Source organism: Pseudomonas sp. LB3P25 (assembly GCF_054897985.1).
Window position 1 is genome coordinate 153,129 of the sequence record NZ_CM142711.1, and the last position, 26,198, is coordinate 179,326.

Consider the following 26,198-nt stretch of genomic DNA (forward strand, 5'->3'; position numbering starts at 1 on the left):
AACAACACAATCAAGCCACTCTCCTCTTGCCCACGACGACAAAGGGCACGATGCTCAAGCCCGTTCGGTCCGTGAGAAATCCTATGCGTGTCGCCCTGAAAATAACGCTGATGAGCTTTACGCTGCTGGTCGCTGTCGATGCCTGGGCGCAAATCCCGGGCCTGGCAAAATGCACCCGAAGTGCCAATCTGCTGGCCTGCGTGGATGGCGACGGCAATGCCTATAGCGTCAACACCGTCGGAAGCACGATCTATCTGCGGGGCTTCGAAGCGGCCGGGAAACGCCACTGGGCGCAGACCAACAGTCGCTACGGGCAACTCACGTTCTTCACTGGGCTCGCTTCCGATGGCGAGGCCTGGGTCGGCTACAACCGTCGCGTCGGCTGGACCACGATCAATCGGTTTTCCAGTTCCGGTGGCAGCAGTGGCAAGTTCACCTGTAGCCGAATTACAGGGTGTTAGGCCTGGGATTTCTTCTGCTCTTGCTGCCAAGCGATGTAACTGTTTACCGGCGGATTTTTCTGGAAATAGCGCTGTAATCCTTCGAACAAGCCATCGGCTACGGCCTGCTGGTGGCGCGCGGTGACCAGTCGTTGGCTGTCGCGAGCGTTGGAGATGAAGCCGGTTTCCACCAGGATCGACGGCACATCCGGCGACTTCAGCACCGCAAATCCCGCTTGTTCCACGCGCTTCTGATGCAATGTGGTGATGCCCGCCAGACTGCCGAGTACCGTGCTGCCCAGCTGCAAACTGGCGGCGAGGGTGGCGTTCATCGACATGTCGAGAATCACCCCGGCGAGCATCGGGTCCTTGTCCTTGAGGTTGAGCAGGCTGGTGGCGCCCAGCAGGTCTGCGCCGTTCTCACGTTGTGCCATGAAACGCGCCGTAGCCGAGGTTGCTCCACCCTCGGACAGGCAGTAGACCGAAGCGCCTGACGCCGTAAGGCGTGGCGCCGCGTCCGCATGCACCGAGATGAACATGTCGGCGTTGTGCTTACGGGCGATCTCCACACGCTTGCGCAACGGGACGAAGAAGTCGTCGTTGCGCACCAGTTTCACGTCGAAGCCTTTCTCGCATTTCAGCCGTTTGGCCAACAGCTGGGCGATGGACAGCACCACGTCTTTCTCACGCTCTCCTTTGGCGCCGACCGCGCCGGGGTCTTTTCCGCCGTGACCAGGGTCGACCACGACGATGATGTCGCGCTTGGGGTGAGCCTTATCGATGGCCGCCTCGGGCGCGGCCGCCATTTGTAACGGCGCAACCGTCTTCAGATCGAGTACCAGTCGATGGCCCTGTCCGTCCTGTGGCGGTAGCAAAAAACTGGCGAGCTGCACTGGGCCGCTGAGGTCAAGGACGATACGCGTATCACCAACGCCAAATTGTCCGGAGCGGATCGAGCGAATCACAGTGTTGCTGAGCGCCAACTGACTGAAATCGCCACTGAAGTTGGCGCCTCTCAGATCGATGATCAACCGTTCGGGAGCGCTCAGGGAAAACGTCTTGTATTGCACCGGCCCGCTCAGATCGAACACCAATCGCAACTTGTCATCCGAACGCCAGAGCCGCGCATTGCGAATCTGCGTGGCCGAAACGCCAAAGGGTAAAGCGAAGGCCGCGCTGGCCAGGATCAGGTTCAACAAGTGACGTCTGTGCATGATGAAAGCCTGTTCATGAAAAAGGCATGGTCGATTTAGATGTAATAACATAACATATGACATCGACTCCCACGATGGACCTGCTCATGAATGCGCTGACTCTGCCGGATATCGCCGCGCAGGCCTCACGCCAAGCCCTGCCACTCGATTGGGTGGGCATGTGCGGCATTGCTCTTCCTGTTTTATTCGATGGCCAACGAATGAGTGCAAAGGCCGACGCCGGCGTTAGCCTCGATGATGGAGAGGCGCGCGGGATTCATATGTCGCGGTTGTACTTGGCGCTTGAAATGCTCGAGCAAGAAAATCTGACACCCGCCTTGTTGCGGCGAGTTTTGCAAAGTTTTCTCAAGACTCATGAAGGATTGTCCAACAGCGCGTACTTAAAAATTCACACCGATTTACTGCTCAAAAGACCAGCGCTGGTCAGTCCATTGGCCGGCTGGAAAACCTATCCAGTGAGCATCGACGCACGTTTGAAAAACGCGATGTTCCACGTGGAACTAAAAATCGACGTGCCTTATTCCTCGACTTGTCCGTGTTCGGCCGCGCTTTCCCGGCAGCTGATTCAGCAGCAATTCATCGACGACTTCGCCAACAAGCCGCTGCAACACGCCGACGTGTTGACTTGGCTCGGCTCCACAAAAGGCATCGTCGCAACACCACATAGCCAACGGAGCACTGCGAGATTGCGGCTTCGAGTGGACGACTATCTGGATGACTTGCCGCTGATCGCGATCATCAACGACGCCGAAGCGGCCCTCGGCACCGCCGTACAAACCGCCGTAAAACGCGCCGACGAACAAGCCTTTGCGCTGGCCAACGGTCAGAACCTGATGTTCTGCGAAGACGCCGCACGACGTTTGAACCTGGCCCTGAAACGCTCCCCCGGCATCAACGCCTTCCACATACGAGTCGTCCACGCAGAAAGTCTTCACGCGCACGATGCGGTCGCCGAAAGCCGCTGGAATTGGGAGGCCGCATGATTCATTGCCAAGCCTTGCGTTGGGGCGCACCCGGCCAGCCACTGACTCCATCCGTGGATTTCGAACTGGCCAAAGGAAGTCTGACCGCCGTAATCGGTGCGAACGGTTCGGGTAAAAGCAGCCTGCTGAAAGTCATCGCGGGTTTGCAAAAACCGCTGACCGGCAAAATCATCCTGGATGTTCCACGCAAGGGCGGCCTCTCGTTCCTTCCACAGCAACAACATCTGGACCGCCAATTCCCCATCAGCCTGCAAGAGTTAGTGGCCGCCGGTTTCTGGGGTAGCACGCAGTCTCCCGAGATACGCAGACAACGCCTCAAAGCCGTGCTGGAAAACTGGTGTCTGAGCGGACTGGAACAGCGCCCATTGATGGCCTTGTCCGGCGGCGAATTACAGCGTGCCCTACTCGCCCGTTTGAGCCTCGCGGAGTCGCCACTCCTGTTGCTCGACGAACCCCATGCCGCCCTCGACGAGCTCGGTCAGGCACTGCTCTGGAAACACATTCACGCCTGGCATGCCGAAGGCCGAACCCAGGTCATCGTGTGCCATGACCTGGCCGCCGTTCGCCAACACATTCCTCAAACATTGCTGATCAAAAGCACCGGCTGCATCCTCGGGTCGAGCATTGATCTGATCCACCAACAACCACAAACGCGGGTGGCCTGATGCTCGCTGCCGCTCATCTTTGGCAACCATTCCACGAGTTCGTGTTCATGCGTCGAGCACTTCTCGGCGGGTTGGTTCTGGCATGCAGCACCGCACCGTTGGGTGTGTTTTTGATCCTGCGACGCATGAGCCTGATCGGCGACGCGGTGGCTCACGGCATTCTGCCGGGGGCCGCATTGGGCTTCTGGTTCGCTGGATTGAGTCTGCCGGCGCTGACCGTCGGCGGCCTCGGTGCCGGTCTCGGCATGGCCGGACTCGCTGCCTGGATCACCCGTCGCACCGGCCTGCGGGAAGATGCCAGCCTCGCCGCGATCTACCCGATCTCCCTTGCCTGCGGTGTGCTGATCCTCGGCATCGCCGGCAAACGCCTGGACCTGTTGCACCTGTTGTTTGGCTCGGCGCTGGCGGTCGATGGCCCGACGTTGACAGGCATGCTCTGGGTCTCCGGCTTCAGCCTCATCGCCATGGCGTTCATCTACAAACCGCTGTTGCTGGACACCCTCGACCCACTCTTTCTGCAAACCGTCAGCCGACTCGGCCCCCTGGCTCACGGCGTATTTCTAACCCTTGTGGTGCTGAATCTGGTGATCGGTTTTCAAGCCATCGGCGCGCTGATGGTGGTCGGTTTGATGATGTTGCCCGCCGCCGCGTCGCGCTTCTGGAGTCGTCGCTTGCCGACGTTAATGGCCATCGCAGCCCTGCTCGGCTGCCTCTCGGTGTGGCTCGGACTGTTGCTGTCGTTCTACTACTCGCTCCCCAGTGGCCCGGCGATCGTGCTGGTGGCTGGTGGTTTGTATCTACTGTCCGTGGTGTTCGGACCGGTGCACGGTTTGCTGCGCCGCCCGCCTTTGCTCACATCCTAATGAGGTGTTACCCGATGCGCGTTTTACTCGTGCTGTTCAGTTTGCTGCTGTCGATGTCGCTGTCTGCTGCGGAAAAACTTCAGGTAGTCACCAGCTTCAGCATCCTCGCCGACATGACCCATCAAGTCGGCGGCGACCATATCCAGATCACCAACATGGTCGGTCCGGATGCCGATGCTCACACGTACGAGCCGACACCTGACGACGCCAAGGCGTTGCTCAAAGCCAAACTCATCATCAAAAACGGCCTGGGTTTCGAGCCATGGCTGGACCGCCTGGTAACCAGCACCGAGACCAAAGCGCCAGTGATCAGCGCGAGCCACGGCGTCATCCCGCGCTCCCTGGATGAGGACGGCGAGACCGTTCCCGACCCGCACGCCTGGCACAACCTGGCGAACACTGAGCTGTACGTCAGCAACATCACCAAGGCACTGATCGCCGTCGACCCGGCGAACAAAGCCGACTACGAACGCAACAGTCAGGTCTACCTGAAACAGATCTACGCGCTGCTCGCCGAAGCCAAGGCCAAACTCGGCTCGCTGCCACCTGGCAATCGCAAAATCGTGACGTCCCATGACGCCTTCGGTTATCTCGGTCAGGCTTACGGCATCGACTTCATGGCCCCTCAAGGTTTGTCCACTGAGCGCGAACCGTCAGCCGCCGAAGTTGCTGCACTGATCACCCAGATACGCCAGGCCAAGGTCAAAGCGGTGTTCATGGAAAACATCAAGGATGCACGCCTGCTCAAGCAGATTGCCGATGAAAGCGGCGCGCACATCGGTGGCACGTTGTACTCGGATGCGCTCGCGGCTAGCGGTCCGGCCAGCACCTTCGTCGGGTTGTTCGAGTACAACCTCAACACTCTGTACGACGCGTTGAGCAAGCCATGATCCGCAAGAATCCTTCCGGTGATTTGCCACTGATTGCCGAGTCAGCGTACGTGGATAAAACCGCCATCATCTGCGGCAAAGTGGTGATCGGCGAGAACGTCTTCGTTGGTCCCTACGCGGTGATTCGGGCCGACGAAGTGGATGCCTCGGGTGAGATGGAGCCGATCACCATCGGCGCCAACTCGAACATCCAGGATGGCGTGGTGATCCACTCCAAGTCCGGCGCGGCAGTGACCATCGGCGAGTTCAGTTCCATCGCCCACCGCTCGATCGTTCATGGTCCGTGCAAGGTTGGCGACCGGGTGTTTATCGGGTTCAACAGCGTGCTGTTCAACTGCGTAGTCGGTGACGGTTGCGTGGTGCGGCACAACTCGGTGGTCGATGGTCGCGACTTGCCCGAAGACTTCTATGTGCCCTCCACCACCCGCATCGGCCCGAAGACCGATCTGTCGCAGTTCCCACCGGTGAGCGTCAGTGCCTCGGAGTTTTCCGAAGACGTGGCGCGTACCAACGTCGACCTGGTGCGCGGCTACAAAGCCCTGCAGAACGAGTTCTGACCATGAGCAGCGTGCTGATTCGCAATGCCCGGCTGGTGAATGAAGGCCGTGAGTTTGACGGCGATCTGTTGGTGAGCAACGGTCGAATCGTGAAGATCGCCAGCAGCATCCATGATGAAAATGCCGACCTGGAAATCGATGCACAAGGGCAATGGCTGCTGCCCGGGATGATCGACGACCAAGTGCATTTCCGCGAACCAGGCTCGCCGGACAAAGGCAGCTTCTACACCGAATCCCGAGCCGCAGTGGCTGGTGGCATCACCAGCTTCATGGACATGCCCAACACACATCCGGCGACCCTGACCCTCAGCGCACTGGCCGACAAAAAGCGTCGAGCGGCGATCAGCTCCGTCGCCAATTACGGCTTTCATTTCGGCGTGAGCAACGACAATCTCGACACCGTTGCCAGGCTCAACCCCTGTGAAGTAGCCGGCGTCAAAGTGTTCATGGGCGCTTCCACCGGCAATATGCTGGTCGATGACCCAAGGATTCTCGAGCGGCTATTCGCCGAGGTGCCGACCCTTTTGTTGGCCCACTGCGAACACACGCCCAGCATCGACGCCAACGCCGCGAACCTGCGTGAATTGTTCGGTGAACACATTCCTGCTGCAGCCCACTCGCTGATCCGCAACGCCGAGGCCTGCTTTCGCTCCTCCTCAATGGCCGTGGACCTGGCCAGGCGTTACGGCACCCGTTTGCACGTTTTACACCTGACCACCGCCCGCGAACTGGCGTTGTTCGAAGACAAGCCGCTGGCCCAGAAACGCATCACCGCCGAAGTCTGCCTGCACCACTTGCTGTTCGATGATCGGGATTACCCGAGCCTCGGCAACCTGATCAAGTGCAACCCGGCGATCAAAACCCAGGCCGACCGCGATGCCTTGCGCGAAGCATTGCTGAGCCATCGGCTCGACGTGATCGGCAGCGATCACGCGCCACACACATGGGCCGAAAAACAGCGGCCTTACAGCCAGGCGCCTTCCGGCTTGCCGTTGGTGCAACACGCCCTGCCCGCGCTACTGGAGTTGGTCGCGGATGAAGTGTTGCCGATCACTACGCTCGTGGCCAAGACCAGTCATCGCGTCGCCGATCTGTTCGCCATTCCAGACCGCGGTTATCTGCGCGAAGGCTATTGGGCCGACCTCGTTCTGATCAAACCCGAACCCGGTGGCGTCGCCGTTTCCCAGCAGCCGATTCTGTCTGAATGCGGCTGGACGCCTTTTGCCCGACAGCGTTTTCGCCACAGCGTCAGCACCACGATCGTCTCGGGGCAAATTGCCTGGCACGACAAACGTCTTAATGACAACTGCCAGGGTTTACCACTACGGTTTATGCGCTAGCACTCGAGAGCACCGACATGATTCACATCACCCTGAGCGATGGTTCATTGCGTGAATACGACCAGCCATTGTCGGTGTACGAGCTCGCCGCGAGTATCGGACCCGGACACTTCGAATCTACGACCGCTGGCCCGCATGTCCCCGCGACCAGAATGCTGCAAGCGTTCACCCTCGATCACATCAGCGGTACGTTGCAGCAACGGATTTACGGTACGTGCTGGTCCTGCCAACAAGAGCTTGATAACTGGCGCACACCGCCACACGTCATGATCGTCAGCATGGACGAACGTCGGACGGATTACGCGCAATCGGTGACCGAGGCATTGCGCCGAAGTGGCGTGCGCGCCCGCGCGGATCTGCGTCACGAGAAAGTCCGTCAAAAAATTCGCGAGCACAGTCAGCACGTGCCGTATCTGGTGGTCATCGGCGAGAAAGAAAAGGAAGGTGGGTTTATCAGTGTGCGCAGCCGCACAGGGGAAGACTTCGGGAGGATGGCGGTTGAGACAGTGTGTGAGTGGTTGAATCAAGCCCGCCCCCATACGGCCCTGTAGGGAGCGAGTCTGCTGGCGAAGCCTTTAAGCTCTCGGCTTGACGGTCCCGCAATCCTGCCCCAACCACACGGCGCGGCTATCGAGGCTGCCCTTCTGCTGAATACCGGTGGCATTGAACGTGCCATTAACCTTGGTGGTGAACTCACGATCACTGAGGAAAGTGGCGACACCGGTGCCCTGTGCTTTCGGACAGCTGAAGCGGAATTTCCACTGGTTGCCAGTGCGGTCAGTGATTTCCTGTTTGCAGCCCGATTGCGGATCCGTCAGCGGAATGTCATCCGACTTCACCTGTTCCGGAGTCAGGCACGCGCGAATCCCTTTGCCGCCCATGGTGATGCCCTGCTTCTCCAGCTGCGCACGCTGTGCCGGGGTCATCTGGCCCTGTAATTGGCCCAGGATCAGCTGCAAGTCCGGGAGGTTCTGGTCATCGACTTTCATATTGCTTGTGGTCAATTCCCACAAACCGGGTTGCAGCATCTGCGCCTGAGCGGCCACAGGAAGTGATAAACCAACAGCCATGGCCAAACCCAGAAGACGAACGTTCATCGAGTAACTCCTGATCAGTAGTGGCCGTTAGACGTCAGCCAGTGGCTTCGGTTCATGGGCCAATTAAATAGCGACATTCTGCACGGAACATGGTCTGTTAAGCATTGAATCTTCAGGAGCAAGGCTGCCCCATGGATTACTTTGGACCGCATATTTTCGGCTACATGATTGCACTGCTTCACACGCTGGGCCTGATCGCTGCCATCCACGCCGTACTCACCGTCCGGACCGCCCAGGGATCAATCGCCTGGGCCCTGTCGTTGCTGTTTATTCCCTACCTCACGCTCATCCCCTATCTAGTCTTCGGCCGCAGTACCTTCGATGGCTACATCAAGGCTCGGCGCCAGGCCAACGAAGAAATGCGCAAGGCGATCTCCGAGCTCAACTGGCGCCCTTGGGTAGAAGAGGCGCTGACCGCTCGCGCCTCAAATGCTTACGCGTCCTTGAGGGCCATGCCGAAACTGGGGCGCATGCCGTGTCTGGCGAACAACGAAGTGCGTTTGCTGATCGACGGCCAAGCCACCTTTAACGCCATTTTTGACGCCATCAGCAACGCGAAGGAAGCGGTGCTGATTCAGTTTTTCATCATCCACGACGATCGCCTTGGCCAACGCCTGCAAACCTTGCTGCTGAAGAAAGCCGCCGAAGGCGTGGCGGTTTATTTGTTGTACGACCGCATCGGCAGCCATTCCCTGCCTCACGGTTACGTGCAGCCGCTGCGCGATGCCGGCGTCGAGGTCAAAGCCTTTGCGACCCGCAGCGGCTGGCTCAACCGATTCCAGGTCAACTTCCGCAACCACCGCAAGATTGTGGTGGTCGATGGAGTATTGGGTTTCGTCGGTGGGCACAACGTCGGCGACGAGTACATGGGCGAGAAACCACCCCTGGCGCCGTGGCGCGATACCCATGTACAAGTCCGCGGGCCAGTGGTTGCCTGCATGCAGGAATCGTTTGCTGAAGACTGGTTTTGGGCCGCCCGCTCATTGCCGCCGCTGATCCTGCCGGACGTTTACCCGGGCGACGGCGTGCTCTGCCAATTGCTCGCCAGCGGTCCGGCGGATTCCTACGAAACCTGTTCGTTATTCTTCGTCGAAGCCATCCATGCGGCAACCGAGCGGGTGTGGATCACCAGCCCATATTTCATCCCCGACGAAGCCGTGTTCGCGGCGTTAAGGCTGGCGGTTCTACGAGGCGTGGATGTGCGGCTGCTGCTGCCCTCACGACCGGACCACCGAATCGTCTACGCTGCCTCCAGCCTTTATGCCTTCGAAGCCGTGCGCGCCGGCGTGCGGGTGTTCCGCTACGAGCCGGGATTCCTGCATCAGAAAGTGGTGCTGATCGACAGCGAAATCAGCGCCATTGGCAGTGCCAATCTGGACAACCGCTCGTTCCGGCTGAATTTTGAAGTGATGTTGTTGACGGTCGACAGCGCGTTTGCCGCCGAAGTAGAACAGATGCTCATCGATGACTTCGCCCAGGCTCACGAGATCGCCAAAGAAGAAAGCCGGGAGACCCGCCGCCTGCAACAGATCGGCATGCGGGTCGCCCGGCTTATTTCACCGATACTTTAAGGGTTGTAGATATCGTCGCGCGTCCATGGCAGTTCATGGCTGCCATCGGGGTGGGCTTTCACCGCGAGTATCTGGTGCAGGTTGATCCAGCCCTTGGCGAATGCGTAAGCACATCCCGCCAGGTACAGCCGCCAGATCCGCAGGGCCTGCTCTGGTACCAGCCTGGAAGCCGCTTCCAGATTGTCTTCCAGGCGTTCACTCCAATGGTCCAGGGTGCGCGCGTAGTGCAGGCGAAGACTCTCGACGTCGACAATCTCCAGCCCTGCTTCGCTGATCTCGGCAGAGATCATCGACAGATGCGGCAGCTCGCCATTGGGGAACACATACTTCTCGATGAATTCGCCGGCACCGCGCCCCACCGGACGGCCGTCGGTGTGTTTGGCGGTGATCCCGTGGTTCATCACCAGGCCGCCCTCTTTAACCGCACCGAACAAGGTCTTGCAGTACTCGGCCAGATTGGCGTGGCCAACGTGTTCGAACATGCCGACACTGACCACTTTGTCGAAACGACCGTCCTGCGGCAGGTCGCGGTAGTCGAGCAGCTGCAGTTCGACCAGATCGTCCAGGCCTTCGGCGGTCACCCGTTCACGGGCAAGTGCCAGTTGCTCTTTACTGAGCGTGATCCCGAACACCTTCGCGCCAAACTCCCGGGCCGCGTAGCGAGCCAATCCACCCCAACCGCAACCGACATCCAGCAGGTATTCGCCTGGTTGCAACCGTAGCTTGCGGCACAGGTGGCGGAATTTAGCTTGTTGGGCTTGTTCCAGCGTTTCGCTGCCGGTCTCGAAATAGGCGCAGGAATACGCCATGTCACTGTCGAGCCACAGCTGATAAAACGCGTTGGAAAGGTCGTAGTGGTAGGAAATCGCCTTGGCGTCGGTTTCCTTGTCGTGGACCGTGCGGACAGGCTGATTGTCATCGTCCTCGCTCAACAACGCCTGGCTCCACTCATCGCAGACGCGGATCACGTCGCTGATGGAGCCTTCCAGCTCAAGTTTACCTTCGACAAACGCCGCTCCGAGCGCGTCCAGGCTTGGGTGAGTGAACTGGGTAACCATTTGTGGGTCCTTGACCACAATTGTGACGCTGGGCGTCGGCCCCAGATTGAATTCATGGCCGTCCCAGAGTCGCAGGCGTAGCGGTATCTGCAGATTCTGTAAGGCCGGAGGAAGGTGCGCGAGCATGGATAGTCCCTCTTGTTTCAGACGTCTGATGTGAGGGTAGACCATCCTGGAAAAATAGCTGGCTATCGATTTAATAGCCGTTTTCTATGATTCGTAGCGTTCGGACCAACCGTCGCGAATTCACAAAAGTGATTGCCCTCACCTAGATGACTACGAATTCGTCGTACAGTTCTGAAAACTTGAAATCGCCCGTGATCGCGCTGTTTAGAGCATTCACTCGGCGTACTCAATCCTCATCCTTAAGCTTGAGTAATGGCTCCTGAAACCGCAGTAAACGCCCGGCGTTCCCCAACACCAGCAAGGTGCTGAAGTTGTGCAGCAGCGCAGCAATCATCGCTCCCGCAGCGCCAAGCCAGCCGAAGGCGGCGAAGGCTACAATCGCCATCGTCCAGCCCAGACCGATGATCACGTTGACCTGCAACGTGTGCCGGCATTGGCGACTCAAGCGCACACACGTGCCGAGTCGACGCAGGTCGCTGCCGATCAGGACGATGTCGGCCGAAGCCAGCGCGATGTCCGCACCGCCTGCGCCCATGGCCACGCCGACTACACCTGCCTTGAGCGCCAGCGAATCGTTGATCCCATCTCCCACGACCATCGGCCGGAAGCCACTGCCGATTTCTTTCAAAACACGATTGAGTTTGTCCTCGGGCAAGGCTTGAGCTTCAACGTCGTTGATCCCGACATCACGCGCCAGTGTGTGCGCGACGCTTTGCCGATCACCTGTCAGCAGTAACTGCCTTCCCAACCCCAATTCACGTAGCTCGCTCAAAGCAAATCGAGCCTCGGGTTTGACGCTGTCGGCCAGCAATAGCCAGGCGAGGAATTCACCATTGAGCGCCAGCCCGGCAATCGGGCCATCGTGGTCGGGGACACTTGAAGTGGCGATACCCAATTGCGCGAATAGCTCCGGACGACCGAGCGCCGCCTCGCCCTGCTCCGTCATCGCCACCACGCCCAGCCCCTGACGCTCGTGGATGTCGGAGAGCAGCAGAAAATGCTCCTGGGTCACCAACCCGGCGAGCGCGCGGCTGACCGGATGACTGCTGGCGGACCCGAGGCTGGCGGCAAGTTTAAGGACGTGGCTACGATCCTCGATTGGGCTGTCGATGGATTGCAAACGCAAGGTGCCGAAGGTCAGGGTTCCGGTCTTGTCGACCACCAGTGAAGTCAGGTCTGCCAACTCTTCGAGGAACGCGGAGCTGCGAATCAGAATCCCGTGGCGAGCGGCCACCGCCACGCCGGCAATCGCCGTGGCCGGTGCCGACAACACCAGCGCGCAAGGACAGGCCGCCACCAACACCGCGAGCATGGCCTGGGCATCGTTAGTGATGAACCAGGTCACGGCGGCCAGCAGTAACACCAGCACCATGTAGCTGCCGGCGTAGCGCTCCAGTAAACGCGTGATTGGCGGTTTGGAACGCTCGGCACTTTGCATCAGCGCGATGACTTTGCCGAGGGTCGATTCATTGCCAGTGCGGGTCACTTCGATGCGCAACAGACCGTCGAGGTTGATCGCGCCGCCGAAGACTTGCATGCCAACACCCGCCTCTATCGGCACCGATTCGCCAGTAATCGAAGCGGTGTCCAGGCTCGCCTGACCGGACAACACCCGACCATCCGCTGGCACTCGATCACCCGCACGCACCTCGACGAGGTCCCCGGCCTTGAGTGTGCCGTTATCGACTTCGACGATGGCGCCGTCCGCCTGAATTTTGCGTGCATGGCTGCGCGTCAGTTTGCCGAGGGCGTGAATCGCCTCCTGGGAACCGATCACGCTGCGCTCCTCCAGCACGTGGCCGAAGATCATGATGATCGGCAGCAACGCGGCGGTTAGCAGATCACCTGTGGCCCACGCCCCCAGCATGGCCAGGGCGATCAATTGATCAGTGATCCCGTGCAAGCTTGGATAACGCAGGCTGTACCAGGCTGAACGCATCACGGGCACGGCCACCAATAACGAAGCAAAGCCCAGCAGCAATTGACTGACGCCCGTCTGCTCCGGCGACAACCAGCGCCAGGTCAGACCAAGCGCAAGCAGGCCCAGTGCGAGCATGGCCAGGGTCAATTGCCGGGCGGCGCTGCGTTGTTCAGCCGAGGACAACATGCTCGGTGCGGCGGCGGTTTGGGTGGTCATTGTGCAGCTCCCTGAATGATCAGGCGGGAATCGTCTTTCGGGTTGACCGTGGTCACCGAACCGGCCTGACCGAGTATCTTCGGCAACCGCTCGCGGTAGATGCGCAGCAGCATTTGCGGGTCGGTCCCTTGTTGTTGCGCCTTGGCCAGACTCAATACCGTGGCCGTGTCAGCCGAGGCTTTGGCCAGACGTTCGCTCGCTTGGGCGTGAGCGACTTGCAGCGTGCGATCGGCTTGTTCGTTGGCAGTCTGAGTCAGTTTCTCGGCTTCAGTGCGAGCATTGGCCACGGCTTTGTCGGCTTGTTGACTGGCGGTCAGAACAGCGTTGAAGGCGTTGACCGCCGGGCCGGGCAGACTCGATTGCACGTCGACCCGCGTCACTTCAATGCCTACCCCCTGCCCCGTCGCGGTCAGGTCAGCCAGGCGCTGATTGATGCCTTGCACCAGATCACCGCGCAACCGTTCGCGGCGTTCAGCAGCCTGACTATCTGCGCCGATCAGCTCCGGTCGAGCAACCAGAATAGTGTCCAGATCTCGTGCCGCAGTGAGGGTCACCGCGCTGCGAGTCACCAATCGATCCAATGCCGGCAGTACATGTTCGCCTTGAAGGACGAAGGCATACGGCTCGGTGACTTTGTAGAAAACACGCACATCCAGTTGCACCACGCCCGCGTCACCGGTGAGCAAATAACCGGAGCCGGCGAGTGCATCACTGATCGGTGTGGCGAAACTCGCCACTCGATCTGCCTGCAACGCGGCATCGTTGCGCAGCAGGTTTTCCACCCGACGCTCAATCACTCGATCTGCTGCGGGCAACAAAATCACCTGCTCAAAGGGACGCGGCCAGGCCAATAACAGGCCAGCATTCTGGATGCGATCCAGCGCGCCAAAGTGCAACACCACCGCGCGATTTTGTGGATCTATCTGCCGCACATTAGAAAATGCCCACACCAAAGCGGCTAGCACTGTAACCGCGTAAAGCGCCAAAAAAGCCAATCGCCCAGCCTGAATCCAGGGACTGCTTAACTCATTTGTTCCACGTGGAACTAATTTCATGGCTGCGGCCCGGGCTTGTTATCGAGGGTCGGCGGACCGTCAACCAACACCCGGAACGGCGCAGCATCGGTGCGCAGAATCAGTTTGGTGCCGGGCGTGACGATCGTGCCTAGTGTGTCGAGGGAGCGCAGAAGGTTGTAGAGCTGTGGCGACCCGGCGTAGGCGCGGCCATAAATCTGTGCGGCTTCGACGCGCGACTGTGCTTCGATGTCCGCCGCTTTTACCGTGGCGTCAGCCTGCACGATGCGCGCATCACGTTCGGCAGCGGAACGGATTTGCGCCGCTTCACGCTTACCGATGGCCGTGCGTTCGGTCGCGATTGTTTCACGCTCGGCACGCATGCGATCGACCGTAGCGGTGAGGGTTACCGACGGCAGGGTCAGACGCTCGATGCCGACTTGCAGCACCCGCACGCCATAAGTCGTGAGCAACTGCTGGTCGATTTGCTGACGCAGTTGCGCTTCAAAATCAGCGATGTGAACCTGGTTGGCGTCGGTGTTCACCAGGTTAGCCAGATCAAAACTGCTGGCCGTGGTTTCCAGAGCCGAACCCACAAATGTACGAATCTGCCGCGCCGCTTCGTCCGGTTGATTCTGTACGGCGCGCATAAAGCGTTGCACGTTGTCCGGATCGCCCTGAACCTGCCAGGCCACGTAAGCCTGCACGATGATGCGCAAACCGTCCCGCGTCCCCACATCCTGCAAACCACTCGAGGTAGTGCGCAGTCGCAGATCGACAGGAATCGCGGCTTCAAAAGGAGCAGGCCAACGCCAGCCAAGACCCGGCTCCAGCAGTACCCGCGACGGATTACCGAAACGCGTGATCACCGTGGCCTCCCCCGAACGCACTTGCACCAGGCTCGCTGCCGCGATGGCGAACGCCACCAGCAAAGCCGCCCAACCCATTCGCCGCCACGGGAACGGGCTAGCTTCTTGGGGATCACCGTGGTGGTGATGGTGATGTCCGTGGTGATGCCCGCCATGGCCGTGATCGTGGCCAGTGTGGTCATCGTGATCGTGAGTGTGCGACTGGCTCAATTGGCAGCTCCTGGCTGAGCGGTTTTACGCGGCGGCGCAGTGTCAGCCGGCAGCGTGAACGTACGGAGGTCGATAGTCGGCGCGTTACTGCTACCGCCCAGACGATGATCGAGCACCAGCAACCTGGCATTGGCCAGGCCCTGGGAAAGTTGGCTGAAGTACTGCTCCAGCACGAAGGCCTGACCGGCGCTGGCGTAAGCCTTTTGCTCGGCGCTGAACCTCAGATCTGCCGCTTGGGCAGTGGCGTTGATTTCACGAGCGCTGGCCGTCGCTTGATCGCGCGCGATGCTGGCCTGCAATTGCGCCTGGTTGGTGGCCTCCGCCGCCGCCCCACGCTCGCGGGAAATCAATGCCTGGGCGCCAATCTGCGCAGCCTGGACACCGTGATAGGCATTGGCGGCACCGGCCGGCGGATGAATCGCCTCGACCACGGTGGCGAGAATTTCCACGCCGCTGTCGAGTGTGTGCAGGTCAGACTGTACCGCCCGACCAATCTCTTCGGCGAGCCCTACCCTGTCCTCACCGAGCAAACCGTCGAGGGTTCGCGAAGCGAAATCGTGAACCAGAATCCGGCTGGCGGTGCTGCGGATCAGTGTCGGGACATCAGCGCTGTTGTAGGTCGCGGCCAACGCCGCTTGATCGCTCAGACCGATGCGATAAACGAAACGTACGTCCATGTTGACGATCTGGAAGCTCTGTTTGTCGGCTCGGCGGCTGGCAATGACTTGGGATTTGTCGTTCACATGGCTCGCGTCCCACAAGCGATTGGCAATCGCGGGCGCCGGGCCTTCAGCGGGTTCGGCCACGACCGGCGCCGGTGTGTCGCCAACACTGGTGGCCAACTCGTGGACCACACCGTTCTCGACGCTCAACACTCTGCCCAAAGGCCAGGGCAAACCCGCGTGCAAACCAGGACCGAATACCTCCACCGGTTTGCCGAATCGCTCGTAGATGCCCCGCCCTTGCAGCGGTATTTCGTGAATGCCGGTCAGTGACCAACCCACTATCGAGACCACGGTCAGCACCGGCAAAAATGCCCGACGCATGTAGGTGAAAGCCCAGATCTGTCGCAGGTCGATGCCGAAGCGGTTGTGCAATTCGTGCTGCAGCGCCAGCAAGGGTTGCGGCGGCCAGCGCAACATGTCGGCGACGAAGCTTCGCGCCAGCAAGGCAGGTTCGAGTTGTTCGCGCTGCGGACTGAACAACGACAGCAGAGCACGCAACAGCAGCTCGACGGCGACCAACCCCGGCAGCAAGCCAATCAGTACCGCTAGACGCACCGGCCAGATCGAGGTTTCGCCACCCAACAACAGGCACAAAGCGCTAAGCACCAGGCAAATGATCGCCACCCGAGTCAATTGCGCCAGCGATGCTGCTTCGGGCCATTGGGCGACGTTTTCCTGCGCCAGTTGACGTTCCAGCACCAGCAAACCGAAGGCCAGCAGCAACGACAGCGCCGCACCGACACTGGCCGACAACCCCAGCGCAGTGGGCGGCAGTGCCAGGTTCCAGACTTGTTCGATGCTCAATAACGTCAACAGCGACCAACCCGCGAGCCACAGCGTCGGGGCGCCTATTTGCATCAGCATTCGCAGCCATCGCTGGCTGAGCCGATCCAGCAGCCGCTCGTACCAGCCCACCGGGGCAACGTCTTCGTCAGCAACGACGACCTGCACGACCGGGTTCAACACCCGCGCGCGCCACTGCGTCACCCACCAGGCCGATTGCAAACCGGCGACCAGCACCAGCAAACCGGCGCTCTGATTAACCAGCAATGCGGGCCAGAGCGACTGCGGCGCAAACAGCCCGACAAAAAACGCCAGCAACCAACCCGTCGCCGCAAGAGCGCCCAGACCGATTGCGAACTGACGCAATCGTCGCCCTTGAAAAACCGCCTGCTGGAAACGCGGCAGCCCGGCTACTTGCGTCCCATCGACATCGAGATCGACTTGCATACCACCCCAGTGTTTATCGTTGCTCATATCGCAATACGTTACGGTATAACGAAAGCCGTGAAATTTCCGTTCTTAAATGCTTTATCTAAAGGCGCTCAACCTGTCGCTTGGCTGAAGCCTTGACCGAAATGCTGCGGAACGCACATATTACGTTCGTAATTTTACCCAAGGACTACGTTTACCCATTCCGATCCCCGTTCACTCCAGGAGTACAACCATGAGTATCTATGACGTCGTGATTCTGGGCGGAGGCCCCGGTGGTTATAACGCAGCTATTCGCGCCGGTCAGTTGGGCCTCAGAGCGGTTTGCGTAGAAGGACGCGCTACCCTCGGCGGCACCTGCCTGAACGTCGGCTGCATGCCGTCAAAAGCGTTGCTGCACGCCTCCGAACTCTACGACGCCGCCATGGGCGAGGAATTCGCCAACTTGGGGATTGACGTGAAACCCACACTCAACCTCGCGCAAATGATGAAGCAAAAGGATGAAAGCGTTGCCGGGTTGACCAAGGGCATCGAGTTTCTCTTTCGCAAAAACAAAGTCCATTGGGTCAAGGGCTGGGGTCACATCGACGGTCCCGGCAAAGTGACGGTAACCGACAGCCAGGGCGGCAAGACCGAACTGAACACCAAGGACATCATCATCGCCACCGGTTCCGAGCCCACTCCCCTGCCCGGTGTGGACATCGACAACAAACGCATCCTCGATTCGACAGGCGCCTTGTCGCTGACCGAAGTGCCCAAGCATCTGGTGGTGATCGGCGCCGGGGTGATCGGTCTGGAGCTGGGTTCGGTGTGGCGGCGTTTGGGCGCTCAGGTGACCGTGGTCGAGTTTCTCGACCGGATCTGCCCCGGTGTGGATGGTGAAGCCGGCAAAACCCTGCAACGCTCGTTGAGTAAACAGGGCATCAGCTTCAAATTGAGTTCCAAAGTCACCAGCGCCACAACCTCGGCGACCGGCGTTCAACTCAGCGTCGAACCCGCCGCCGGTGGCACGGCCGAAACAATTGAAGCGGATTACGTGCTGGTATCCATCGGGCGCCGGCCTTACACCCAAGGCCTGGGGCTGGAAAACGTCGGCCTCGCCACGGATAAACGCGGCATGCTCACCAACAAGGGCCATCGTACTGAAGCCGCTGGCATCTGGGTGATCGGCGACGTCACGTCCGGACCGATGCTCGCCCACAAGGCCGAAGACGAGGCCATGGTCTGCATCGAGCAGATTGTCGGCAAGGCTGCCGAGGTCAACTACGACCTGATCCCCAACGTGATCTACACCAAGCCCGAACTGGCCAGCGTCGGCAAGACCGAAGAGCAGCTCAAGGCCGAAGGTCGCGCCTATAAGGTCGGCAAGTTTCCCTTCACCGCCAACAGCCGGGCAAAGATCAATCACGAAACCGAAGGCTTCGCCAAAGTGCTGGCCGATGAACGCACCGACGAGATTCTCGGCGTGCACCTTGTGGGTCCAAGCGTCAGTGAAATGATTGGCGAATATTGCGTGGCCATGGAGTTCAGCGCCTCTGCCGAAGACATTGCCCTGACTTGTCATCCACACCCGACCCGCTCCGAGGCCTTGCGCCAGGCGGCGATGAATGTGGAGGGGATGGCGACGCAGATGTAAGCCTGGAGATTGGCAGTGGTTGGTCTACCGCTATCGCGAGCAGGCTCGCTCCCACCTTGGTGTTGTGAACGCCACAGATCAAATGTGGGAGCGAGCCTGCTCGCGATTGGGTCGACTCGGTCTCAGGCCGGTAAATGCTCCAGCGGCAAAGCCCCTGGGGTCTTCACCGTATGAATCGCAAAGTTACTACGGATGTCGCTCACGCCCGGCAATTTCAGCAAACGCCCCGTGAGGAAACGGTCATAGGCACGCAGGTCCGGCACCACCACTTGCAGCAGGAAATCCGATTCCCCTGACACCAAAAAGGCCGAAATCACCTCGGGCAACGCGGTCACGGCCAGGCGAAAGGCTTCGGCCTGCTCATCGTTGTGCCGTTCGACCTTGACCCCGACAAATACCGTCAGCCCAAGCCCCACTTCGTCGCGATCCAGATTGGCCTGGTAACCGCGTATCACCCCGGCTTCTTCGAGCATCCGTACCCGGCGCAAACAAGGCGAGGCGGACAGACCGATCTCGTCAGCCAGTTGCACGTTGCTCAGGCGACCGTCCCGTTGCAGCGCAGCGAGAATCTTGCGGTCATAGGCGTCCAGTTTCATGGTTTGGCAAATCCTGATGGTTTACCTGCAATTGAGTGGCAGGTTATGCCAACCATTAGCATTTTAGAAGCGAACTACGCAACCACCTGCCCTGCCCTTCAGCTCTAGACTGGCCGTACCGAATCGACAACGAATGGGGTGCAACGTGGCAGGACTCTGGGTGTTTTTCATGGCGCTGGCGGTGGTTTACCTGTTGCCGGGCCCGGACATGATCCTGTTGTTGCAGACCGGTGCCCGTCAGGGCAAAGGCGCGGCGCTGGCCACTGCGGTAGGTCTGGGTATTGCCCGGGGATGCCATGTGGCATTGGCAGCGTTGGGGTTGGCGGCACTGTTTAAGGCTGCACCCTGGACGTTCGACGTGGTACGCCTGGCCGGGGCCGCCTATCTACTGTGGATCGGCATTCAATGCCTGCGAACCACAATGCTGCCGAGTTTGAACGGAGCAGACACCACCGCCGAGAAACCTCGCTGGCGCGCAGCGATTCAGCGCGGTTTGCTGACCAACCTGCTCAACCCCAAAGCGTTGCTGTTCTGTTCGGTGCTGCTGCCACAGTTCATCGATCCGCACGCCGGGCCGGTACTCGCGCAATTTGCGACCCTCGGAATTGTGCTGGTCGGTGTCGGCTTGCTGTTCGACAGCGCTTACGCACTGACCGGCGCAGCGCTGGGCCGTTGGCTGCAACGCAGTCCTTCGGCCCAGCGCCTGCAGCAATGGCTGTTTGGCAGCCTGTTGATCGGCTTCGCCGTGCGGCTGACCTTTGTGCAACAGGCTTGAGCCTTACCGCGTTTTACGGCGGCGATTGATCAGCAACAGCGCCGCTGCCGTGACCGCTATCACACCGCCAATCTGCAACGGTTTTTTGTAAGGCCGCAACTGCGCGCGCGCGGCGTCGGTGACCTGGGTCACATAGCGCTTGTCGGCGCTCTGGAAGTCCGGATCCTGGCATTGGTGACCAAAATCGCCGGCCCAGACCACATATGGACCTTCCTCGACATAACGACGGTAGAACGCGCTTTGCTCTTGCAGGCTGGCGCCCCACGACGAAGCCTTGCACAGCACCGAAGCAAACGCCTGACTGCTGTGGGGCAGATGATCAGCGGCTTTGCTCGCCAGAGCCGTGGCGACAAAACGGTAATGGAAACGCTCATCAGGCTGCGCCACCGTGGCTCGCTGGCGCTGCACTTCACCCTCGGCGATTAGCGGTCCGACCTTGAGTTCTGCACTTTCGAGACTGTAATTGCCGCCGAAGGTCGCGTAATCCGGGGACAACTCGTAGCCCAACAGCTCCATTCCGTCGAAACGGGCCAGTGTCGCGGCATAGTAATAAGCGAATGCCCGTTTGGTCGGCCACCATTTGGATTCGGCATCGTTACGCAACTGCCCGTACCACTTGGCCTTGGCCTGCAAGTCGGCGTTATCGAAATAGGCTGGTGCTTCGTCGTACCGCTCTTCGCGCAGCAAGCGCCGCCCGAGCAAATTGCGCAGTTTCGCCGCCACCGGCAATGGCACGTAGTTATCGCGATCCTGCTGAGTCAGAGGGGGTGGCGCCGGCACTTGAGTGTCGACGTATTGCTTGAGCTCATCGACGGTCAACACCCGCTCGGCGACCGTGGCGGCGTCGAACCAGTAGATATCTTTACTGCGATAAAGCTGATCGAACGCTTGCAGGTAATCCCCGCGTTGCAACGCCAGGATCGCGCTTTCACCCTCAACCCGGCACTTGGGCTGAAGCGTTTCGAAATCCCAATCTGGCGTCCACCGCTCACCCCACGACTCATTCTGCGGGAAGGCCTGGGCAGCCTTGGCATACGCTGCGGCAGCCGCGTTTTTATCGCCATCGCGCACGGCCAGTTTGGCCCGCAGCCACCACGCCAGTCCGCCATCACCGGCGTGTTCGAGGAACGCCTTGGCGCTGGCGTAATCACCCTGTTGATAATTCACCGCCGCCAACCGATCAGCGTTGTCGAGGCTACCGCGGGTGCTGTTTTGCAGCAGTTTGATCAGTTTCAATTCGTTCGGCGGTTGATCACCGAATGACCAGCCCAGTCGGCTGATCAACGACGCGGTCAACAGTTGCTGCACCGGTTTACCCTTGAGCAACTCGGCCAGTTGATCGTCGGGCATCGCCGCGAGGTCGGCCACCAACAGTTTCAGCGAGGTGTAACCCACCGCCGAACCCTGAAGGTTTTGCGTGGCGTAGAGTTCGATGGCGCTGTTCCAGTCGCCGGCGGTGCGGGCGACGCGGGCCTCTTCGCCGAGGCTGGCGACGCCGAGTTCCAGTGGATCGCTGAAGCCGTCGATGCTCAGTTGACGGGTCTGCTCGAAGGCCTTTCGAGATTGAGCCAAAAGATCAGGGCCAGCGTCCGCTTCCGCGCTCATGGCAAACAGCGCTCGACCTAACGAGTAAGCCGCCCACGTGCTGCGCAACGCCCGTTGATCCGCTGGCAATGCCAGCACCTTCTGGAAGTACTCGGCTGCCAGCCCATGATCACCGGCAGTAAATGCCACAGCGCCGGCCAGATAAAGCTTGAGCTCAACCGGCAGGCTCGCGCCCTGAATTTCGACCTCATGCGCATCGGTCAGGCTGCGCAGCTGTTTCACCAGCGCTTGCTGCTCAGCCGTCAAACCAGATTGCTCAGCCTTATCCCGCTGTTCTGCGTAGTCGGGCGCATCCATGTTATAGGCGGTTTCGGTGACGTTCTTCAGCCCGGCGACCGCATGCCCAAGGCGACTGATTTCAAATCTGAAATTACCTTCCGGCAGCTCCGCCAGCGACTGGCCGCGGTTGTCCAACAGACGCATAGGGAAATCCGGCCCGCAGGCCAGCGCCGAACCCAGCGGCAGGCTGAGGCTCAGGCAAAGCAGATGGCGGGGCCAGTTACGGGTAAACATTCGAACCTCCTTGATCAATATGTGCGCAACGAGCCCAACCCATGGCGCGCTGCCCGCCGGCCGGTATTCGACCGTCGCGCAGGCGGGTGAAGGTAAGCAGATCCGGACGCTGTTGCAGCGAATAACCGGCCAGCGCATCGGCACCGTCACAGCCCTGCACCGCGAGTGTCAGGCGTTCGGGCCAGGCGTTATCGAGATTGCCTTGATTGCTGAGGCTGATGTCATACAGGCCTTCTTGCGCGGAGAGTTTCAGCGTCAGGTGACTGTCGAGGGCATCGCCACGCGCCACGGCGCCCAAGGTCGTCAGGCTCCAGGTTCGACGGTCGTTGGCCAGCGGCAGACGAAACCAGATCAGGCCCGCCAGATGAGCCGGTGGATCGTTGCGCAACTCGGTCCCGAGCCGGCTCAGTTGCTGCGGATCGGCGAGCAATTCCCGGCGTTTGCCGCCCCGTTCGATGGGCACTTCGCTTTCCACTACCGGCGCACCGGTGCCGCCCGGCAACAACGCCACACCATAGGCCGGCAGCGCCAGATAGAAAGGTCTGGAGGTGATGCGGCTCCAGGCCCTGGTCCATTGACGGGCCTGATCCGGGTCGAACAAGCCAAGACGCGGATCGCTGACCGCGTGTACCTGCAACACGCTGCTGTCGACTGTGGATAACAATGTCGGCAACTCGGGACTGTCGAGCCAGGCCGGCAATGCTGTGATGCTCAGCGGAATAGAAGCCGGCAGGACTGCGCGCAAGTGCGTAAGAAATTCGCGATAGGCCGGTAGCCGAGCATTACCGGCATCGTGGTCGATTTCCACGCCGGAGAGATTGAGCCCCTGCCCTTGCCAATCGCCGAGCAGCTGCTGGATCTGCGCGGTGACTTCGTCCCGATCCAGCGACTTGAGTTGACCGTCGAGGCGAATCACTGCGATCAGCGGCCGACCATCACGTTTGAGCAGTGCCGGATCAATCCGCGCCCGGCTCCAACCCGCCTCGGGGAATGCCTGCAAGGCCAGCACCCGCAGGGTAGAAAAGTCAGCGCGGCTGTCCCTCAGCGCCGCTTCGTGGGTCGGCGTCCATTGCCGTTGCCAGATGTAGAGTTGTTGATCGAGCGGTGGCGCGTCCTGTTGTTCGCAACCGTTGAGCAGCACTACTGCGGCAAGCAACGCCGACAGACGAACGAAAAAATACATAAAGCCCCTTGAGCCGAATCAGATCCTTTGTAGCAGCTGCCGAGCCTGCGAGGCTGCGTTCGGCTGCGTAGCAGTCGCCAATACTACCTGTACGGTGTATCTGAAGAACCGCTGTGTCTGATTTTACGACTGCTTCGCAGCCTCGCAGGCTCGGCAGCTGCTACAAGTCGAGGACCAAAGGTTGCGACCCCTGCGCCGGAATCGCACAGCAAATCAGCACTTGTCCGTCGTCCGGCACTTCCGCCGGCGGCTGTGGATAATTTACCTGGCCGCTGATCAAGCGAGTTTTGCAGGTCCCGCAGGAACCGCCGCGGCAGCTGAATTCCGGACGCAATCCACGGCTTTCCGCCAACTCCAGCAAACTGCCACCGTCGGGTTGCCAGCGGGCCTCTTTAGCCGAGCGCTGAAACACCACCGGCACCGAGGTGGTAGCCGCGGGCGGTTGCACAATGACCACCGCGTCGGGGTCCGGCACCCGGCGCAAGGTCGAGGGGCCGAAGGTTTCGGCGTGAATCCTTGCATCACGGATGTCCAGTTCCCGCAGGCCGTCGTACAGCCCTTGGGTAAAACTGCCCGGACCACAGAGGACAAAATCCAGCTGATCGTAGTCCTCCACTTCAAGGAGGGTCTTGAGCAGCGCGGTGTCGATCCGCCCCGTCAGGTCGAAATCCTCTCCCTCCAAGGCCCCGGCTTCCGGCTGACTCACCAGACGCAGCACCCTGACTGCGTCACCCGCACCGTCGAGTAAACGATCCAGCTCAGGACGAAACACTTGATCGGCCAACGTGCGTGAACTCTGGAAGAGCCAGGTCGGCCGGATGCGGCGGGTGCGCAGGCCTTGGTAAACCACCTCGCGCAGCATCGACAGCAGCGGCGTGATGCCGACACCGGCAGCCAGCAGCACCAGCGGCCGACGCTCATTAGGTGCCACGGTGAAATGCCCCTGAGGCGCACGGGCCTCCAACAGATCACCGACACGCACCTGTTCATGCAGGTGCGAAGACACCAAGCCTTCACGCTTCACACTGATGCGGAAAAAATCATCGGACGGCGCGCTCGACAGGCTATACGTGCGGATATGCACCTCGCCGGCTATGTTGAAGCGCAGCGGCAAATGCTGCCCGGCCTGAAACACTGGCAACCCCGCGCCATCGGCAGGCTCCAGATAGATTGAGCGGATGTTGTGGCTTTGCGCTTCGATGCGCGCCACCCGCAGCAGCCGCCAACTATCACCCAAGGCCTGTGCTTGCAGACGGGCGTTGGCCTGCTCCCAGGTACCGGTCAGCAAACTGGTGGGTGACACGCCGTCGAAGCGCCACCGCAGAGCAAGCGCGGCGGGCCGACGCACCACGCTTTCCACCTCAAATGTCCACAAGCGCTCGGCCCCTTGAAACGCCTCGACCTGCGGGCCTTCAAGAATGACTTCGGTGCGACCGCTGAGGTGCAGCAGGTCTCCCGAATTGAAATCGATAAACAGCAAACCGGCCCGGGGATTGAGCAGCAGGTTGCCCAAGGTGTTGAAAAACAGGTTGCCGGCGAAATCCGGAATAGTCAGGCGATTGCCTTCTATCTGTACGAAACCGGCCTGGCCGCCGCGGTGAGAAACATCCACCGAGCGGTGGCCATCGACGTCCACGTAGCTGGCGACAAAAAACGTATCGGCTCCCGCGATCAGGGTTTTTGCCGCCTCATCCAGCCCATTGAGGTGTTGCGCGATGCGAGTCGACGGATCCGCCAACGGCACCGAGCGAAACTGCCGCAATTGGATGTATTGCGGGCAATTGCCGAAGGACTGCTCCACCGCTACATCGAAGCCGCTCGCCGTCATCGCACCGACTCGGCCATTGAGGCGGTTGCGGCGACGGGTGTGCAGTTCGATCCCCAGCAGGCCGATCGCCGCGCCCTCCGTCAATTGCGCCGGATCATCAGCGCCCGGCAGGCTGCTAAATTGCAGCGCACCCGGTTCGGGTGAGTGAGCGAAACCCGGTGGCCCTTCAAGAATACTGGCCCAAGGATTACCGTCGGCATCCACCGCGCCGTACAGCATGAACGGCAGTTGCTCATAGAACGTGCGGTGCTGATCCGGCATCTCGCTGCGAATCACCTTACGGCCGAGCACCTCCATTCGCTCGGCAATGCCCACATGAGCCTGCAATTGTTTCTCGCCGGCGTGCCAGGGTGAACGGTCCACAATGACTTCTCCCCTGCGCCATCGGCGCAGTGTGAACGACCCGACAGTGTCGAGCCGTAAGCATCAAGCTGTTTTTTGCAGACCGGCAACGGTGCGCGGCATGCCGACAAACCCTGGCAAGGCTTCGATCCGCGCCAGCCAGGCGCGGATGTTGGCGTAGTCATCCAGCGACACATTGCCTTCTGGCGCATGGGCGATATAGCTGTAGGCCGAAACATCGGCAATGGTTGGCTCGGTGCCAGCCAGATACGGCGTTGCCGCCAGTTCCTGATCGATCACTTTGAGTACGGTGTGGGAATAAGCGATCACCTCTTCAGCGTTGTAAGCCGCACCAAACACCGTGATCAGCCTGGCTCTGGCGGGGCCAAAGGCAATCGGTCCAGCGGCAACGGACAACCAACGCTGAACCTTGGCCGCACCGACCGGATCGGTTGGCAGCCAGCGGCCATTGCCATATTTCTGTGCCAGGTAGACCAAGATCGCGTTGGAGTCAGCCAACACCACACCTTGATCATCAAGGACCGGCACCTGACCAAAAGCGTTGAGCGCCAGGTAATCCGGCTGTTTGTGCGCGCCCTTGCGCAGATCGACAAAGATCAGCTCGGTCGGTAGTTGCAGCAGGGACAGCATCAGCTCTACACGGTGAGCGTGGCCGGAACGTGGGAAGTTGTAGAGCTTGATGGCTTGCATGGTTGACTCCGCTGGAGAGTGGCGCTGTTGAAGAGAGAT

23 protein-coding genes are annotated in these 26,198 nt (G+C 60.2%); 11 read left to right on the forward strand and 12 right to left on the reverse strand.

The window, feature by feature from the left end:
- Positions 1-83: 83 nt before the first annotated feature.
- The gene (locus tag ACYZTW_RS00695) at positions 84-461 is read left to right on the forward strand and encodes a glutamine synthetase (RefSeq protein WP_462003347.1); all 378 of its coding nucleotides are present in this window, start codon (positions 84-86) and stop codon (positions 459-461) included.
- Here the strand turns inward: ACYZTW_RS00695 and ACYZTW_RS00700 are convergent.
- Entirely contained in the window at positions 458-1,654 is a 1,197-nt protein-coding gene (locus ACYZTW_RS00700; protein WP_462003348.1) for an N-acetylmuramoyl-L-alanine amidase, read from the reverse strand. The two genes, ACYZTW_RS00695 and ACYZTW_RS00700, sit on opposite strands and share 4 nt — an antisense overlap.
- Before the next feature lie 86 nt (positions 1,655-1,740).
- Between ACYZTW_RS00700 and folE2 the strand changes: the two genes are divergently transcribed.
- Genes folE2 through ACYZTW_RS00735 form a run of 7 tightly spaced genes read left to right on the forward strand, consistent with a single transcriptional unit; the run spans position 1,741 to position 7,503 of the window.
- Entirely contained in the window at positions 1,741-2,637 is an 897-nt protein-coding gene (gene folE2, locus ACYZTW_RS00705) for a GTP cyclohydrolase FolE2 (RefSeq protein WP_462003349.1), read from the forward strand.
- Entirely contained in the window at positions 2,634-3,302 is a 669-nt protein-coding gene (locus ACYZTW_RS00710) for a metal ABC transporter ATP-binding protein (protein ID WP_462003350.1), read from the forward strand. Before folE2 ends, ACYZTW_RS00710 begins: the two co-directional genes overlap by 4 nt.
- Positions 3,302-4,165 carry a metal ABC transporter permease gene (locus tag ACYZTW_RS00715; protein WP_462003351.1) on the forward strand — a complete coding sequence of 288 codons (864 nt, stop codon included), beginning with the start codon at positions 3,302-3,304 and terminating at the stop codon, positions 4,163-4,165. The genes ACYZTW_RS00710 and ACYZTW_RS00715 overlap by 1 nt, the downstream gene beginning before the upstream one ends.
- Before the next feature lie 14 nt (positions 4,166-4,179).
- Positions 4,180-5,055 (forward strand): metal ABC transporter substrate-binding protein, encoded by an 876-nt coding sequence (locus ACYZTW_RS00720; RefSeq protein WP_462003352.1) that lies wholly within the window; start codon positions 4,180-4,182, stop codon positions 5,053-5,055.
- Entirely contained in the window at positions 5,052-5,612 is a 561-nt protein-coding gene (locus ACYZTW_RS00725; RefSeq protein WP_076029221.1) for a gamma carbonic anhydrase family protein, read from the forward strand. The genes ACYZTW_RS00720 and ACYZTW_RS00725 overlap by 4 nt, the downstream gene beginning before the upstream one ends.
- A 2-nt stretch (positions 5,613-5,614) precedes the next feature.
- Entirely contained in the window at positions 5,615-6,952 is a 1,338-nt protein-coding gene (locus tag ACYZTW_RS00730) for a dihydroorotase (RefSeq protein WP_462003353.1), read from the forward strand.
- A 17-nt stretch (positions 6,953-6,969) separates the two neighbouring features.
- Positions 6,970-7,503: a His/Gly/Thr/Pro-type tRNA ligase C-terminal domain-containing protein gene (locus ACYZTW_RS00735; protein ID WP_462003354.1), complete on the forward strand. Its 534-nt coding sequence runs from the start codon at positions 6,970-6,972 to the stop codon at positions 7,501-7,503.
- 24 nt (positions 7,504-7,527) lie between these two features.
- Here ACYZTW_RS00735 and ACYZTW_RS00740 read toward each other — a convergent pair whose 3' ends face one another.
- Positions 7,528-8,049 carry a DUF3617 domain-containing protein gene (locus ACYZTW_RS00740; protein WP_462003355.1) on the reverse strand — a complete coding sequence of 174 codons (522 nt, stop codon included), beginning with the start codon at positions 8,047-8,049 and terminating at the stop codon, positions 7,528-7,530.
- Positions 8,050-8,180: 131 nt separating this feature from the next.
- On the opposite strand from ACYZTW_RS00740, the gene cls reads away from it, so the two are divergent.
- A complete protein-coding gene (cls, locus tag ACYZTW_RS00745) occupies positions 8,181-9,620 on the forward strand; it encodes a cardiolipin synthase (protein ID WP_462003356.1) in 1,440 nt (479 codons plus the stop codon).
- On the opposite strand, the gene cfaB is transcribed toward cls, so the two are convergent.
- The 5 genes from cfaB to hflK (ACYZTW_RS00770) all read right to left on the reverse strand — a co-directional run bounded on the left by cfaB (position 9,617) and on the right by hflK (ACYZTW_RS00770) (position 16,988).
- Positions 9,617-10,804: a C17 cyclopropane fatty acid synthase CfaB gene (gene cfaB / locus ACYZTW_RS00750; protein WP_462003357.1), complete on the reverse strand. Its 1,188-nt coding sequence runs from the start codon at positions 10,802-10,804 to the stop codon at positions 9,617-9,619. The genes cls and cfaB overlap by 4 nt on opposite strands.
- A gap of 226 nt (positions 10,805-11,030) precedes the next feature.
- The gene (locus ACYZTW_RS00755) at positions 11,031-12,941 is read right to left on the reverse strand and encodes a cation-translocating P-type ATPase (protein ID WP_462003358.1); all 1,911 of its coding nucleotides are present in this window, start codon (positions 12,939-12,941) and stop codon (positions 11,031-11,033) included.
- Positions 12,938-13,996 carry a protease modulator HflK gene (hflK, locus tag ACYZTW_RS00760; protein WP_462003359.1) on the reverse strand — a complete coding sequence of 353 codons (1,059 nt, stop codon included), beginning with the start codon at positions 13,994-13,996 and terminating at the stop codon, positions 12,938-12,940. Before hflK (ACYZTW_RS00760) ends, ACYZTW_RS00755 begins: the two co-directional genes overlap by 4 nt.
- Positions 13,993-15,033 carry a protease modulator HflC gene (hflC, locus tag ACYZTW_RS00765; protein WP_462003360.1) on the reverse strand — a complete coding sequence of 347 codons (1,041 nt, stop codon included), beginning with the start codon at positions 15,031-15,033 and terminating at the stop codon, positions 13,993-13,995. The genes hflK (ACYZTW_RS00760) and hflC overlap by 4 nt, the downstream gene beginning before the upstream one ends.
- On the reverse strand, positions 15,030-16,988 hold the full coding sequence (gene hflK, locus ACYZTW_RS00770; protein WP_462005878.1) for a protease modulator HflK: 1,959 nt from the start codon (positions 16,986-16,988) through the stop codon (positions 15,030-15,032). The genes hflC and hflK (ACYZTW_RS00770) overlap by 4 nt, the downstream gene beginning before the upstream one ends.
- 217 nt (positions 16,989-17,205) lie before the next feature.
- Here hflK (ACYZTW_RS00770) and lpdA point away from each other — a divergent pair, with 217 nt between their 5' ends.
- Positions 17,206-18,606 (forward strand): dihydrolipoyl dehydrogenase, encoded by a 1,401-nt coding sequence (lpdA, locus tag ACYZTW_RS00775; protein ID WP_462003361.1) that lies wholly within the window; start codon positions 17,206-17,208, stop codon positions 18,604-18,606.
- Between the two features lie 122 nt (positions 18,607-18,728).
- Here the strand turns inward: lpdA and ACYZTW_RS00780 are convergent, their stop codons facing one another.
- Complete coding sequence (locus ACYZTW_RS00780; RefSeq protein ID WP_140675785.1) at positions 18,729-19,202, reverse strand: Lrp/AsnC family transcriptional regulator; 474 nt, start codon at positions 19,200-19,202, stop codon at positions 18,729-18,731.
- Positions 19,203-19,347: 145 nt separating this feature from the next.
- On the opposite strand from ACYZTW_RS00780, the gene ACYZTW_RS00785 reads away from it, so the two are divergent.
- Positions 19,348-19,977 carry a LysE family translocator gene (locus ACYZTW_RS00785; RefSeq protein ID WP_462003362.1) on the forward strand — a complete coding sequence of 210 codons (630 nt, stop codon included), beginning with the start codon at positions 19,348-19,350 and terminating at the stop codon, positions 19,975-19,977.
- Between the two features lie 3 nt (positions 19,978-19,980).
- Here ACYZTW_RS00785 and ACYZTW_RS00790 read toward each other — a convergent pair whose 3' ends face one another.
- The 4 genes from ACYZTW_RS00790 to ACYZTW_RS00805 form a co-directional block, all read right to left on the reverse strand.
- On the reverse strand, positions 19,981-22,095 hold the full coding sequence (locus ACYZTW_RS00790) for a hypothetical protein (protein WP_462003363.1): 2,115 nt from the start codon (positions 22,093-22,095) through the stop codon (positions 19,981-19,983).
- Positions 22,082-23,278, reverse strand: a complete 1,197-nt coding sequence (locus ACYZTW_RS00795) for a DUF3142 domain-containing protein (RefSeq protein WP_462003364.1) — start codon at positions 23,276-23,278, stop codon at positions 22,082-22,084. The genes ACYZTW_RS00790 and ACYZTW_RS00795 overlap by 14 nt, the downstream gene beginning before the upstream one ends.
- A 160-nt stretch (positions 23,279-23,438) precedes the next feature.
- Entirely contained in the window at positions 23,439-25,469 is a 2,031-nt protein-coding gene (locus ACYZTW_RS00800) for a pyridoxamine 5'-phosphate oxidase family protein (protein WP_462003365.1), read from the reverse strand.
- Positions 25,470-25,532: 63 nt separating this feature from the next.
- Positions 25,533-26,159 (reverse strand): glutathione S-transferase family protein, encoded by a 627-nt coding sequence (locus tag ACYZTW_RS00805; RefSeq protein WP_462003366.1) that lies wholly within the window; start codon positions 26,157-26,159, stop codon positions 25,533-25,535.
- Between the last annotated feature and the right edge of the window lie 39 nt (positions 26,160-26,198).